This window comes from Epibacterium ulvae (assembly GCF_900102795.1).
Classification (GTDB): domain Bacteria; phylum Pseudomonadota; class Alphaproteobacteria; order Rhodobacterales; family Rhodobacteraceae; genus Epibacterium; species Epibacterium ulvae.
Genome location: NZ_FMWG01000005.1, coordinates 138413 through 152198, shown reverse-complemented (window position 1 = coordinate 152198; position 13786 = coordinate 138413). Strand labels below are relative to the sequence as shown.

General features: G+C 54.6%; 11 protein-coding genes. 6 read left to right on the top strand and 5 right to left on the bottom strand.

The window, feature by feature from the left end; all coding sequences use genetic code 11:
• Positions 1-131: 131 nt before the first annotated feature.
• From ftsZ to BLP79_RS19690, 6 genes are all read left to right on the top strand, one after another.
• Positions 132-1835, top strand: coding sequence for a cell division protein FtsZ (gene ftsZ, locus BLP79_RS09630; protein WP_090218484.1), 1704 nt, complete (start codon positions 132-134; stop codon positions 1833-1835).
• Between the two features lie 212 nt (positions 1836-2047).
• Positions 2048-2980 (top strand): UDP-3-O-acyl-N-acetylglucosamine deacetylase, encoded by a 933-nt coding sequence (gene lpxC / locus BLP79_RS09625; RefSeq protein ID WP_090218482.1) that lies wholly within the window; start codon positions 2048-2050, stop codon positions 2978-2980.
• Positions 2981-3181: 201 nt separating this feature from the next.
• Positions 3182-4033 carry an outer membrane protein assembly factor BamD gene (locus BLP79_RS09620; protein ID WP_090218481.1) on the top strand — a complete coding sequence of 284 codons (852 nt, stop codon included), beginning with the start codon at positions 3182-3184 and terminating at the stop codon, positions 4031-4033.
• A gap of 61 nt (positions 4034-4094) precedes the next feature.
• Positions 4095-5750, top strand: coding sequence for a DNA repair protein RecN (gene recN / locus BLP79_RS09615; RefSeq protein ID WP_090218479.1), 1656 nt, complete (start codon positions 4095-4097; stop codon positions 5748-5750).
• Positions 5751-5839: 89 nt separating this feature from the next.
• The gene (locus BLP79_RS09610) at positions 5840-7525 is read left to right on the top strand and encodes a chloride channel protein (protein ID WP_090218477.1); all 1686 of its coding nucleotides are present in this window, start codon (positions 5840-5842) and stop codon (positions 7523-7525) included.
• Positions 7526-7722: 197 nt separating this feature from the next.
• A complete protein-coding gene (locus BLP79_RS19690) occupies positions 7723-7896 on the top strand; it encodes a hypothetical protein (RefSeq protein ID WP_157843932.1) in 174 nt (57 codons plus the stop codon).
• Positions 7897-8071: 175 nt separating this feature from the next.
• Here the strand turns inward: BLP79_RS19690 and BLP79_RS09600 are convergent, their stop codons facing one another.
• The 5 genes from BLP79_RS09600 to cobS all read right to left on the bottom strand — a co-directional run bounded on the left by BLP79_RS09600 (position 8072) and on the right by cobS (position 13696).
• On the bottom strand, positions 8072-8413 hold the full coding sequence (locus tag BLP79_RS09600; protein ID WP_090218473.1) for a DUF427 domain-containing protein: 342 nt from the start codon (positions 8411-8413) through the stop codon (positions 8072-8074).
• Between the two features lie 61 nt (positions 8414-8474).
• Positions 8475-10259 (bottom strand): aminopeptidase P family protein, encoded by a 1785-nt coding sequence (locus BLP79_RS09595; protein WP_090218472.1) that lies wholly within the window; start codon positions 10257-10259, stop codon positions 8475-8477.
• 128 nt (positions 10260-10387) lie between these two features.
• Positions 10388-12265 (bottom strand): cobaltochelatase subunit CobT, encoded by a 1878-nt coding sequence (cobT, locus tag BLP79_RS09590; RefSeq protein WP_090218470.1) that lies wholly within the window; start codon positions 12263-12265, stop codon positions 10388-10390.
• Entirely contained in the window at positions 12262-12708 is a 447-nt protein-coding gene (locus BLP79_RS09585; RefSeq protein WP_090218468.1) for a DUF4240 domain-containing protein, read from the bottom strand. Before BLP79_RS09585 ends, cobT begins: the two co-directional genes overlap by 4 nt.
• Position 12709: 1 nt before the next feature.
• The gene (gene cobS / locus BLP79_RS09580) at positions 12710-13696 is read right to left on the bottom strand and encodes a cobaltochelatase subunit CobS (RefSeq protein WP_090218466.1); all 987 of its coding nucleotides are present in this window, start codon (positions 13694-13696) and stop codon (positions 12710-12712) included.
• Positions 13697-13786: the final 90 nt, after the last annotated feature.

The following is a 13786-nucleotide window of genomic DNA, read 5'->3' as shown; positions in this document are numbered from 1 at the left end:
TCAGAGGCTATATTTTGTGGCATTTAACCCTTTTTTGGATGACGCGCCGCTCGCTGCGCGGTAGTATTGTAGTAATATTTGGATAGAACATCGCTCTTGCGGGAGGGCGGTATAACACAGGCGGAACAAGCATGGCTTTGAACCTTTCGATGCCCGGACAAGAAGAGCTACGGCCGCGGATCACCGTTTTCGGGGTCGGCGGTGCAGGCGGTAACGCGGTCAACAATATGATCGCCAAAGAGTTGGAAGGTGTGGAGTTTGTTGTTGCAAACACCGACGCACAGGCCCTGCAACAAAGCGCAGCCGAAGCGCGAGTTCAGCTTGGCGTGAAAGTCACCGAAGGTCTGGGAGCAGGGGCTCGCCCGCAGGTTGGATCCGCTGCTGCTGAAGAGAGCATCGAACAGATCGTAGATCACCTGGCGGGTGCGCACATGTGTTTTATCACGGCCGGTATGGGCGGTGGCACAGGCACAGGTGCAGCCCCGATCATTGCGCAAGCTGCCCGTGAACTTGGTGTTTTGACCGTTGGCGTTGTGACCAAACCGTTCCAGTTTGAAGGCGCAAAACGTATGCGTCAGGCCGAAGACGGTGTGGATGCTCTGCAGCGTGTTGTGGATACGCTGATTATCATTCCAAACCAGAACCTGTTCCGTCTGGCCAATGAAAAGACCACTTTCACCGAAGCCTTCTCAATGGCGGATGATGTTCTGTATCAGGGTGTTAAAGGCGTTACCGATCTGATGGTGCGTCCCGGTCTCATCAACCTCGACTTTGCGGATGTTCGTGCTGTTATGGACGAAATGGGCAAAGCGATGATGGGCACAGGCGAAGGCGAAGGTGAAGACCGCGCCGTTCAGGCCGCCGAAAAAGCGATTGCCAACCCGCTCTTGGATGAAATTTCTCTGCGCGGTGCAAAAGGTGTTCTGATCAACATCACCGGCAGCCATGATTTGACATTGTTTGAACTGGATGAAGCCGCGAACCGTATTCGCGAAGAAGTGGACCCAGATGCAAACATCATCGTCGGTTCAACACTGGATACCGGAATGGAAGGCAAAATGCGCGTTTCCGTTGTGGCCACCGGCATTGATGCAGCTGACGTGAACACCGAAATGCCAGTGCCCCGTCGCCCGATGGCGGCCCCTTTGACAAAGTCAGTTACCGTCGAAGCGCGTGAGCCGCTGACAGTATCTTCAGCTTCTGTGACACCTGCAGAATCGGCACCGGTTGTTGAGGAAGTTGCGGCGACCGTAGCACCTGCTGCGCCTGCGGCGACACCTGTTGCTGACGAACCTTCGCTTTTCCCCTCCATGGATGCAGATCGCGCTGCGGCTGTGATGGAGCAGGCCACGGATGTTGTAGAAGATTACGAGGAAATGGGAGACGACGGACTGCCTCCTCCGGCGTATCGCCCTGCAGTGCCAGAATTCCAGCCACGGGCTGAAGCCGCACCAGAACCACAGTCTGCAGGATTTATTGCGCCCAAAGCCCCGGCGCCGGGCACTCCATCTCCTGAAGCGCTCAGCCGCCTGCAGGCCGCTGCGGCACGTGCACAGGCGGCACCAGCTGCAGCACCTCAGGCTGCCGCCGCTGCGTCACAAGCTCCCGGTGTCACACAGGAAGACAACGCAGAACAGCGTCGTTTTGGTTTGAACTCTCTCATCCATCGTATGACTGGAGCTCAAGGGGAGGCTGCCGCAGTAAAGCAACAGCCTGCGCGCCAGCAACCCCCGGTTCAGCAGCCAGCAGCTGCAGCGCCTCAGGCGCAGCCACAGCGGACAGCAGAGCAGGAGCGGATCGAAATTCCAGCTTTCTTGCGCCGTCAAGCGAACTAATTCGGCATAAATATCTCACTTAAAAGGCCGCCAATGGGCGGTCTTTTTCGTTTTAAAGCAGGGTGTTAAGTGCGCTTCGGCAGTGTTTTGCTGCTTTGTGTCAGTGATGTTACAGTTCGTTGCAAAGATTGAGTTGAGCCCAAACCACTCTGCACGTATCTCTCTGTCACAGGGCGACCAGGTGGGGTTGTCGTAGCCGCAAGGAACGCATCGTGCAAAATACGCTGAAAGCACCCGTGACATTTGATGGAACAGGTCTGCATTCTGGTGCACCTGCGCGCATGACACTTCGTCCAGCTCCGTCAAATCACGGTATTGTTTTCAAGCGCACAGATATTTCCCTTGGCAATCGCGAGATCCCGGCGCTTTGGCACTATGTTGAACGCTCCCCTCTCTGCACCCGTTTGGTGAATGCGGCTGGTGTGTCAGTGTCGACTGTTGAACATATCATGGCAGCCATTGCGGGCTGTGGGGTCCATAATGTGCTGGTCGAAATCGATGGCCCAGAGGTTCCAATCCTTGATGGCTCATCGGCAGAATTCGTCCGTGGTATCATGCGCCAAGGTGTACGCCGTCTTGCTGATTCAGTGCGTGCGCTGCGTGTGATGAAACCAGTGACGGTTGAAAATGGGGATGCGCGCGCAACACTTCTGCCTTGTGATCGTCTGAAAATCGAATTTCACATCGACTTTGCGGAACGCGCAATTGGTCGCCAGACGCGTACATTAGACATGCGCAATGGCGCTTTCGCACGTGAATTATGCGACAGCCGTACCTTTTGCAGCCGTGCAGATGTCGAAGCAATGCATAAGGCAGGGCTTGCGCTAGGTGGTATTCCCGGTGAAAACGCAGTGGTTTTTGACGGAGCAGAGGTTCAAAGCGGGGGCGGATTGCGCCACACCGATGAACCGGTACGTCATAAGATGCTGGATGCCTTAGGTGATTTGGCTTTGGCTGGTGCGCCGCTCTTTGGTCATTACATCGGCGATCGTGCGGGCCATTCTTTGACAAACACCTTGCTGCGCGCCGCATTTGATACCCCCGGCGCTCTGGAAGAGGTGCGCTGCGATAACGTGATGATTGCACGCCTGCCCGGACAGGGTTTGGTTTGGGATGAAATTCCCGCCGTGCGCCACGTCGCTTAATTCAAACTCCTGCAAATCTTGCAAAAGATCTGAGACCATCACGGGTGGTTCTTTTCCTGTCTTTCTGTGTGGTCATCCCCGGAATAAGCGTGAAGTGAACGCGCTTTGATCAAAAGGGGCTTTTCCGAACTAAGGGATATGGTAGACCTTCCTCAATTGGGTTAAAAACCCATCAAGTTTTTACGGTAAAGTGAGGCAACCATGTTTGGCATCAATACAGTGACCAAAGCTTTGGGATCGGTATGTCTAATGGTGCTGTTGGCCAACTGCGGGGGCGCGGATGGTGACGCTGCAGCGCAGTCGCAAAACCTGGAAGGCTTTACACCTGCACAAATTTTTGAACGCGGCGAATTTGAACTTCAACGCGGTCACACAGGGGACGCGGCACACTTTTTTTCCGAAGTAGAACGCTTATACCCCTACGCAGAGCTTACAAAACAAGCCGTGATTATGCAGGCCTTTGCCTTCCACAGCGGCGGCGATTACGAAAACAGCCGTGGCGCTGCACAACGTTATATTGATTTTTATCCCGCCGACGAAGATGCGGCCTATGCGCAATATCTTTTGGCGCTCAGCTACTATGACCAGATTGACGAAGTTGGCCGTGATCAGGGACTAACCTTTCAGGCCCTGCAGGCGCTGCGCACTGTGATCGAGGTCTATCCTGACAGTGAATACACCAATTCTGCGATCCTGAAATTTGATCTGGCTTTTGATCATCTGGCCGGAAAAGAAATGGAAATCGGGCGCTACTATCTGCGACGCAACCACTTCCCGGCCGCGATCAATCGTTTCCGTGTGGTGGTGGAGGACTTTCAAACCACCAGCCACACTGCAGAAGCATTGCACCGATTGGTGGAGGCCTATCTTTCATTGGGGCTGGCTGAGGAAGCGCAGACTGCAGGTGCCATCCTTGGCCATAACTTCCAATCCACCGATTGGTATGAAGACAGCTATAAATTGCTGACCTCCAATGGTCTTAAATTGCGCGATCGCGGCAACAATTGGCTAAGCCAGATCTATCGTCAGTCCATCAAAGGTGATTGGCTCTAGGGTGGCGCACTTCCAACTTCCAGCTGACCGGTTTTGGGTCAAAAAAGGGTGGGGCTGACCCATGCTGCGCACGCTTGAAATCCGCGATATGTTGATCATCGATCACCTGGAGCTGTCCTTTCAGCCGGGGTTGAACGTGCTGACCGGAGAGACCGGTGCGGGAAAATCAATCCTGCTCGATTCTCTGGGATTTGTTTTGGGCTGGCGGGGCCGGGCTGAACTGGTCAGACAGGGGGCCGCGCAAGGGGAGGTCACGGCCGAATTTGATCTGCCAGACGCACATCCTGCCCATGAAATCCTCGAAGAGGCAGGGCTGCCGGGAGGGGACACACTTCTGTTGCGCCGGATCAATACCGCTGACGGGCGTAAAACCGCCTGGGTGAATGATCGTCGCTGCTCAGGTGAGGTGCTGCGGGCCTTATCTGCGACCCTCCTTGAACTGCACGGCCAGCATGATGATCGCGGACTGTTAAACCCACGTGGGCACCGCAATATTCTGGACAGTTTTGCCCAAACACAGGATCTGTTGGTTGATGTGCGCAGGTGCTGGACTGCAGCGGCGAAGGCCCAGAAATCCGTGGATGATACACGTGCCGCCCTTGAAGCTGTGCGCGCAGAAGAAGAATTCCTGCGCCACGCGGTTGCAGAGCTGGATCAGTTGAACCCCGAAGCAGGCGAGGATGAAGCCCTAGATACCCAACGTCGGCAGATGCAGGGGGCAGAACGGGTGCGTGGCGACATCACGCGTGCGCATTCCTTACTGAGCGATTCTGCTGAAAGCGCGATGGGGGATGCGCAGCGCTGGCTAGATGGTGTGCGCGATATCTCTGATGATATTGGTCTGGATGCCCCCATGGCCGCTTTGGCCCGCGCGATGATTGAATTGGGGGATGCTCAGGATGGTGTGGCGCAGATCTTAGATGCGCTGGATTTTAATCCTCTTGACCTAGAAGCCTGCGAAGAACGCTTGTTTGCTTTGCGAGGCTTGGCGCGCAAACACAATGTTTTGCCGGATGAGCTTGCGACTTACGGCGATACGTTGCGCGAAAAACTCCATGCATTGGACGCAGGGGATCAAAACCTCGCCGAACAGGAAGCTGCCCTTGCCAAGGCACGCGCCGCTTATGAGGCTGCAGCTGAAACACTCAGCATGCAACGTCACCAACGGGCCGCCGTTCTGGACAGTGCTGTCATGCATGAATTGGCGCCGCTCAAGATGGAGCGCGCAGTCTTTAAGACGGAAATCACACCAGCAGAACCGGGGCCAGACGGGATCGACGCGATTGCTTTTACCGTGGCAACCAATCCCGGTGCACCCTCGGGCGCTTTGAACAAGATTGCATCAGGCGGCGAGCTAAGCCGCTTTCTCCTTGCATTAAAGGTTTGTCTGCGCGGCGATGGCGACGCTAAAACACTGATCTTTGACGAAATCGATCGCGGTGTTGGCGGCGCAACGGCTGATGCAGTCGGGCGACGTCTGCGCGCACTTGCCCAAGGCGGGCAGGTGCTTGTTGTAACCCATTCGCCTCAGGTCGCGGCGCAAGGGGCCTTTCATTGGCGCGTGCAAAAACAGGTCGTCGATGGCGCCACGCTTTCACAAGTTGTGCCATTGCCCGAAGGGGAGCGCGTTGATGAAATCGCGCGAATGGTTGCAGGTGATACCATCACCAAAGAGGCACGTGGTGCCGCCAAAGCACTCCTGACCGCAGAAACTTAGGTCTCATTTGCACCTTTTTGCGATTGGTTTACCATAGTGTGAGCAAGGTTTGATTGGACTGAAAACTTGAACGGGCGACCCACAATCGAATGAAACAACTGATCGCGCAGGCAATACGTTTTCAACTTTCAGATGGCCGACAAAGCCTCAAAACTGCGTGGAATGTGTTGCGGCGTCAGGGGCCAAGCCAGTTTCAATTCTGGCTGATTGCGCTTTTGATTGGCATTGCTGCTGGGTTTGGAGCGCTGTTTTTCCGCAAAGCGATCACCGCGCTTCAGGGCTGGGCCTATGGGGCGGAGGATGTGAATTATATTCATTCATTCGCAGCAGGATTGCCTTGGTATGTTTTGGTGCTTATTCCAACGCTCGGTGGTCTGATTGTTGGTGTTATTCTGCACCGTTTTACACCGGATGCGCGGGTGCGTTCTGTGGCGGATGTGATCGAAGGGGCCGCATTGCGCGAAGGGCGCGTTGAAAAACGCGAGGGCCTCGCGTCGGCACTGGCCTCACTGATCACGCTTAGCACGGGCGGTTCTACCGGACGGGAAGGCCCGGTTGTTCATTTGGCGGGGGTCTTTTCGACCTGGGTTAGTGACCGTATTCGCGCAGATGGGATTACTGGCCGTGACCTGCTTGGGTGCGCAGTCGCTGCGGCTGTTTCGGCGAGCTTTAACGCGCCAATCGCTGGCGCGCTTTTTGCACTGGAAGTGGTGCTGCGCCATTTCGCGGTCCATGCTTTTGCACCAATTGTGATTGCATCGGTTGCTGGTACAGTGATCAACCGGCTTGAATACGGCGACGTGACAGAATTTGAACTGATGACGCCGGGCGCACTGCAATTTTATGTCGAGCTGCCCGCGTTTTTGATTCTGGGGTGTTTGTGTGGTCTGGTTGCTGTGATCATGATGCGCTCGCTGTTTTTCACCGATCGTGTCATGACGAAGGTACAAAGCGCCCTCAACATGCCACGCTGGTTACGCCCGGCTGTCTCGGGTCTGCTGCTTGGGGTGATCGCCATCTGGTTCCCTCATATTATTGGTGTCGGCTATGAGACAACCGTTTTAGCTTTGGCCGGCACGCTCACCTTCTACCAATGCTTTATGTTTGCCATCGTAAAGACAGCAGCGGTTGCGATTACGGCGGGCGGGCGAATGGGGGGCGGTGTGTTTTCGCCTGCATTGATGATCGGGGCCTTGACCGGGTTGTCGTTTGGTTTGATTGCAACTGCGATCCTGCCGGATGTCTCTGGCACACACACGCTTTATGCTTTCGCTGGCATGGGCGCAGTCGCGGCCGCTGTGTTAGGGGCGCCGATCTCGACCACAATGATTGTGTTTGAACTGACGGGTGATTGGCAGATCGGTATTGCAGTGATGATTGCGGTCTCCACCTCGACGGCGCTTGCTTCAAAGATGGTCTATCGCTCCTTTTTCCTAACGCAGCTGGAAAACCGTGACATTCACTGCGCTGCAGGCCCACAGGCTTACGTCCTGTCGTTGCTCCACTGTGGGGGAATTATGCGACCAATCGGTGACCCTAAATGCCCAGATCAGGAAACCTGTGCTGCACTGGTCGGACAGGGGAATTGCGTTCGCTCAGTTTCTACTCTGGAAGCGGCACTGCCAATTTTTGACCGCACCGAGTTAGCCTATATCCCAGTTGTCAGCGCAAGCGGTGATGACAGCGGAGAGGTTTTAGGCGTGCTTTTCCATATTGATGTGCTGAAGGCCTATAACAAGGCGTTGATCGCGGCCTCTGAAGAAGAGCATAGCTGATTTCCGCCTGTTCTTGACCTTAGGTCAGCTATTATTCGCTGTTGTTTTTAATTGGGCACAACTGTGACGATTTTGCATCTACAAATGGTTAAGTATTTCTTTCATTTGATCTCAACTCCTTAACACGAAAAAGTGAAATTAAGGTAAAGAAGCAGTTACTCACTTTTGCGGAAGTTTGCGAAATGGGAATTCAAAATATGACAACGTCAGAAAAGACAGCAGGCGAAACCGCTATTGACCTAGGTACTGATCGTGCTCCAGTTGATGCTTTGATTGATTTTGCAATCGAATGTGCAATGGAATTCAAAGATGCTGCACCGCAGGATCGCATTCAGACAGCACGTCGTACCTTGGCAAGAAACGTTTTCTAATCAACCTGTTAAGATGTTTATTGCAATACTGAACCGCTTAAAGGTGTATTTGTAATATTGGAAAGAACCTCAGGGAATTTGGCTGAGGTCCTTTCATTACGCATCAACGATTTTGAAACGCGACTGTAGCGTGTGTATTGATTATGTCAGTGTTTGGATACACGTTCTAGGCGTGTTAAAGTTCCTCGACTTTCAAGCTGTCGATTTTTCCGAACACAAGATAATCCTTAATTTCCGCATAAATGTCATTGGGCGTCTCGACGGACCAAGCAGCGTTTTTATTCACGGAAGACATATTCACAATGTCAAAATAGTGTAAGCGCCCCATAGTTGCGTGGTCTTCTGTTTTGTCGCTCCGATCAAGCATGGCCATCGCGATGTCTTCACGTGGGAAGAATTGCACTGGCGCATTGTCGCCTTCGCTGACTTCCAGAACACGTGCGCTTTCGCCAAGAACCGCGCCGCCCGAGCGAACAACCCAAGTGCCAGGGATCTGTCGAATATTAATCGTGGTCATGTCTTTTCCTCAGTCGTTCGAGTGTCACAGGGTTTTGCCCTATGCGTGTAACAGTGCGGTATCACAATGGCTGCGTGACACGATCAAGCCAGTTTTTTGCGCTTGAAGACAAGCGGGGGCTCAGGATTTGCCGCACTTCGCTGTGATAGCTATTGATCCAGTTCCGCTCGTTTGGAGCGAGCAGTGCCACGTCAATTAATTTTGGCTCCAGCGGCGCATAGGTAAGGGTCTTCCATGATAGCATGTCCCGTTCTGGGTCAGCGCTCGCCGTACTAGGCGCAGCTTTTACCACAATCAGATTTTCAATGCGAATGCCAAATGCGCCTTCACGGTAATAACCCGGTTCATTTGATAGGATCATGCCAACCTCAAGCGCGACATCGCTCAATCGGCTCAGCCGTTGTGGCCCTTCATGTACGCTGAGGTACGCACCAACCCCGTGTCCAAGACCGTGGTTGAAATCCTGTCCGGCCTGCCACAAAGGTGCGCGTCCAAAGGCTTCGATGTCGCGGCCTGCCAATCCCATAGGCCAGCGCAACTGTGAGACTGCGATCATACCCTGTAACACACGGGTATAGGCAGAGCGTTCGTCCTGGCCGGGTGTCCCAATCGCCAAAGTCCGCGTAATATCTGTTGTACCATCCAGATATTGCCCACCGCTGTCCAGAACCAGCAGATGCCCGTCTTCAAGGGTCGCATTGCTTTCTTCCGAAACGCGATAGTGAATGATTGCGCCATTGGGACCCGTGCCGGAAATTGTATCAAAACTGATCTCACGCAGGGTGGGATCGTCGCGGCGGCTGCTTTCTAGGTGTTTGACAACATCAATTTCGCTTACCGTGCCGGGAGCTTGGGCATCAAGCCAGGCTAACGTTTCCACAACTGCGGCCCCGTCACGGATATGGGCAGCCTGTGACCCGGCAATTTCTGCCGCATTCTTGCGCGCCTTGGGCAGGGCACAGGGATCATTGCCTGCCACCATCTGATCACCCAATTCATCCGCAACGATCTGTGGAACCGTGGCCATATCCACCAATACAGCCCCCTTTAGTTGTGTAACATGGAGGATAAAAGCGCTCTCATCCTGTAAGCGGACAAAATCGGGCAGGTCTACGGTGCTCAGCTTTTCTGCATGCATAAACAGATCGATTTGCGCATCTTCATGCAAGATCGCAAAACCAAGCGCCACAGGGTTATGCGCCACATCCGATCCCCGGATGTTTAACAGCCACATGATGCTGTCGGGCAGGGTCAGAACGGTTGCACTTTGGCCTGCATCCCGCAATCCCTTGGCCAGTCGCGCGGTCTTGTCTTGGGCGCATTCACCGGCAAACTTCATCGGGTGTTCAATCACAGGCGCTTTGGGGGCGTCAGGTTGATCGCTCCAGATCTGATCGACAAGGTTTTCACTGCGTTTAAGCGTGATACCAGATCCTTTCAGGGCCGCCTCGGCCTGTTTGATCTGCCCTGCCGCATGCAGCCAAGGATCATAAGCAACAATTCCGCCATGGGGCAGCTGCTCCTTCAGCCAATCTGTCAACGACACTTCGGGCCAGGGCACCGGGGTGAAATCATCAGCAACCTGCTGTTTGACCTGTGTGCGGTAGCGCCCATCAATGAACACACCTGCAACCTTCTCAAGGGCCACACAAAATCCCGCAGATCCGGTAAATCCGGTGAGCCAGCTGAGACGTTCATCGCGGGGGGGGACATATTCGCCTTGATGGGCATCTGCGCGCGGGATCAAAAAACCGTCCACACCAACACGTGCCATCTCTGCGCGTAAATCAGCCAGACGGGCAGGGCCTTGCTCGGGGCGTGCGGTGACTTCAAAGCTTTGATACATGTCCCAGATCCTAAACGTGACGGATGCGCTGCAAAAGAAAAGGGCGTCGGAAAATCTCCGAGGCCCTGTTCATAAGTTTCACAAATTGTGAGCGCTCACGCAAGGGGTGAGCACTAATCGTGAGCGTTTTACATCGCTTTGCGCATCCCCATCACGCGTGCGCGTGCGCGGGGATCATTGTCAAACAGCGCTGCCAGCTGTTCTGTCATCGCGCCAGCCAGCTGATCCACATCGGTGATGGTAACCGCGCGATCATAATAGCGCGTTACATCATGGCCGATCCCAATCGCCAGCAATTCAACCTGACGGCGTTTTTCAACCATCGCGATCACATCGCGCAGGTGTTTTTCCAAATAATTTGCGGGGTTTACCGAAAGTGTGCTGTCATCAACCGGTGCCCCATCGGAAATCACCATCAGGATCTTACGGGCTTCTTGGCGGGCCACCATTCGGCGGTGTGCCCATTCCAGCGCTTCGCCATCAATGTTCTCTTTCAGCAAGCCCTCTTTCATCATCAGGCCCAGATTGGCGCGGGTGCGACGCATCGGCGCATCCGCCGATTTATAGATGATATGGCGCAGATCGTTCAGTCGGCCGGGCTGTTGTGGACGTCCTTCATTCAACCAGGCTTCGCGGGCTTGGCCACCTTTCCAGGCACGGGTGGTAAAGCCCAGAATTTCAACCTTCACGTTGCACCGCTCCAGCGTGCGCGCCAGAACATCCGCACAGATCGCCGCGATCGATATCGGGCGCCCACGCATGGAGCCCGAATTATCAATCAGCAAGGTCACGACGGTGTCGCGGAATTCCGTGTCTTTTTCGTGCTTGAACGACAGGGGCGTTGTTGGGTTTGCAACCACACGCGCCAGTCGTCCGGCATCCAGAATGCCTTCCTCAAGGTCGAATTCCCAACTGCGGTTCTGTTGTGCCTGCAAACGACGCTGCAATTTGTTCGCCAACCGGCTGACCGCACCTTTCAAGGGTTCAAGCTGCTGATCCAGATAGTTGCGCAAACGCTCCAATTCGGCCGCTTCAGCCAGATCTTCGGCTGCGATTTCTTCGTCATGGGTGTCCAGAAAAACCTGATACTCCGGATCGGCATCAGACACCGGAGGCGGGGCAGGCGGCTCCAGGGGTGCTTCCCCGTCGGGCATTTCCTGATCGTCCGAGAACTCTTCCTCGGCCATTTCATCCGCAGAAACCTGCGCCTGACTTTCGTCTTGCTCCTGTTCCTGCGCTTGTTCAGGTGATGCGTCCGCCTCGTCTTCTTCGTTCTCGTCCTGACCGGTGCTATCGGGATCTTGTTCCTCGTCAGCGCCTTCTTCGTTGTCAGACTCTTCGTCTTCTTCCAATGCGTCTGGGTCATCGCCCAGTTGGTCACCATAGCCCAGATCGGTGATCATCTGGCGTGCAAATTTGGCAAACAAGGCCTGATCCGCGATGGTTTCATCCAGATTTTCAAGCGTCTCGCCAGCCTGTGATTCAATGAACCCGCGCCACAACTCCATCACGTTGGTCGCCGCTTCCGGCAGTGGGCGGCCGGTGGCCAGATGGCGGATCAGATAGCCTGCGGAAACCGCCAGCGGCGCCTCTGAGGCGGTGGTGATCTGATTATAGCCCTTGCGCAGGGCTTCGTGATTGATTTTCACATCAATATTTGACGCAGTGCCTGGCATATGGCGCGCACCCATCGCTTCGCAGCGCGCGGTTTCCATCGCCTCATACAGTTCCCGCGCCATGTCCCCTTGCGGCACATATTTCGCATGGGTTTCGGCATTATGGAACTTGTGCTTCAGCGCCAGCGCATCCGCAGTGCCCCGCGCCAGCAAGACCTCTTCGCGGGTCAAACGGCGCGACACTTGCGGCAGCCGCATAGTATCCCCCGACAGGCCCGACGGGTCGACGGTGTAATTGACCGACAGTTCGGAATCATCCGCCATGACCTTGGTGGCCTCGGCCAGCGCCTTCTTGAACGGATCGGCGGGGTTGTCGTTTGGTTTGGTCATGATCGCCAGCCGCTTTCGTTTTCAAAACTCTCGACACTTACAGTCGCCGAAAATGGCATCTCTGTACCGTGCTTCAATTCATAGGCTTCACGCGCAGTGTAGAGCAATTGTTCTAGCCAATCAGTGGGCCAACGCATGTAGCGTTTTGGACTGGTGAGAATTGCCTCAAACACTCTTTCACCCTGTGCGACCACCGCTAACCTTTTATACAGGAACGTATCTGCTTGTCCCGGAAAAAAGCCGCACATGCGTCGGTAGTGCTTTCGGGTGTCCAGTGCGTGAACCTTCCTCGAAAGGGCCTCCTCGAACGAAAAGATCGTGTTATCGGTCTGCTTACTCAAGAAGTACACGAGCGGAGCGAGATCAGTTTTTGCATCGCTCCACCCTGTCCCTTCAATCAGGCCAATAGATTTCCAGAACTTGTCGTCAGCAAGAGGCTCCATTTTAACCTAGGCTTACGCTCGCCGCGCTTTCGGGCAGCTCTTCGTCAAAGCAGCGCTGGTAGAACTCGGCCACGGTCTGGCGTTCCAGCTCGTCACATTTGTTCAGGAAGGACAGGCGGAACGCATAGCCAACGTTGCGGAAGATCTCGGCGTTTTGCGCCCAGTTGATCACGCTGCGGGGGCTCATCACGGTGGACAGATCACCATTCATGAATGCGGTGCGGGTCAGATCCGCCACGGTTACCATTTGGCTTACGGTCTTGCGGCCCGCCTCTGTATTGTAATGCGGTGCTTTTGACAGAACGATTGCGGCTTCTGCGTCGTGGCTCAGATAGTTCAGGGTTGAGACCAGCGACCAGCGGTCCATCTGCGCCTGGTTGATCTGTTGGGTGCCGTGATACAATCCGGTGGTGTCACCCAAACCGACAGTGTTCGCTGTTGCAAACAGGCGGAAGTTGGGGTTCGGCGTGATGATTTCGTTTTGATCGAGCAGCGTCAGCTTACCATCGGTTTCCAACACACGCTGAATGACAAACATCACATCGGCGCGGCCCGCATCATATTCATCAAATACAATCGCAACCGGGTTGCGCAGGGCCCAAGGCAGGATGCCTTCGTGGAATTCAGTGACCTGCTTGCCATCTTTCAGCTTGATCGCATCTTTACCGATCAGATCAATCCGGCTGATGTGGCTGTCAAGGTTCACCCGAACCGAAGGCCAGTTCAGGCGGGATGCCACCTGTTCAATGTGGGTGGATTTCCCCGTGCCGTGATAGCCTTGGATCATCACGCGGCGGTTGTGGCTAAAGCCCGCAAGAATCGCAAGCGTGGTTTCAGGATCAAACTTATATGTGGGATCAACGGCCGGAACACGATCGGTGCGCTCAGCAAAACCTTTGACGGTCATGTCTGTGTCAATGCCAAAGACGTCGCGTACCGAAATGGTTTCAGTTGGCTTTGCGTTGATGTCCAAAAATCCGTCGCTCATCTCAGGCGTCCTTCGTGTCTTTGCCGCAATTCGGCTATCCTTGGGCGGCCGCGAAAAATCCGGCACGTGTTCGCGCCGATTGGTGCCTGA

What these genes read in the sequence shown, in the direction of transcription:
- ftsZ (WP_090218484.1), top strand. Translation starts at nt 132, where the DNA reads ATGGCTTTGAACCTTTCGATGCCCGGACAAGAAGAGCTACGGCCGCGG.
- BLP79_RS09620 (WP_090218481.1), top strand. Translation starts at nt 3,182, where the DNA reads ATGTTTGGCATCAATACAGTGACCAAAGCTTTGGGATCGGTATGTCTA.
- recN (WP_090218479.1), top strand. Translation starts at nt 4,095, where the DNA reads ATGCTGCGCACGCTTGAAATCCGCGATATGTTGATCATCGATCACCTG.
- BLP79_RS09610 (WP_090218477.1), top strand. Translation starts at nt 5,840, where the DNA reads ATGAAACAACTGATCGCGCAGGCAATACGTTTTCAACTTTCAGATGGC.
- BLP79_RS19690 (WP_157843932.1), top strand. Translation starts at nt 7,723, where the DNA reads ATGACAACGTCAGAAAAGACAGCAGGCGAAACCGCTATTGACCTAGGT.
- BLP79_RS09600 (WP_090218473.1), bottom strand. Translation starts at nt 8,413, where the DNA reads ATGACCACGATTAATATTCGACAGATCCCTGGCACTTGGGTTGTTCGC.
- BLP79_RS09595 (WP_090218472.1), bottom strand. Translation starts at nt 10,259, where the DNA reads ATGTATCAAAGCTTTGAAGTCACCGCACGCCCCGAGCAAGGCCCTGCC.
- cobT (WP_090218470.1), bottom strand. Translation starts at nt 12,265, where the DNA reads ATGACCAAACCAAACGACAACCCCGCCGATCCGTTCAAGAAGGCGCTG.
- BLP79_RS09585 (WP_090218468.1), bottom strand. Translation starts at nt 12,708, where the DNA reads ATGGAGCCTCTTGCTGACGACAAGTTCTGGAAATCTATTGGCCTGATT.
- cobS (WP_090218466.1), bottom strand. Translation starts at nt 13,696, where the DNA reads ATGAGCGACGGATTTTTGGACATCAACGCAAAGCCAACTGAAACCATT.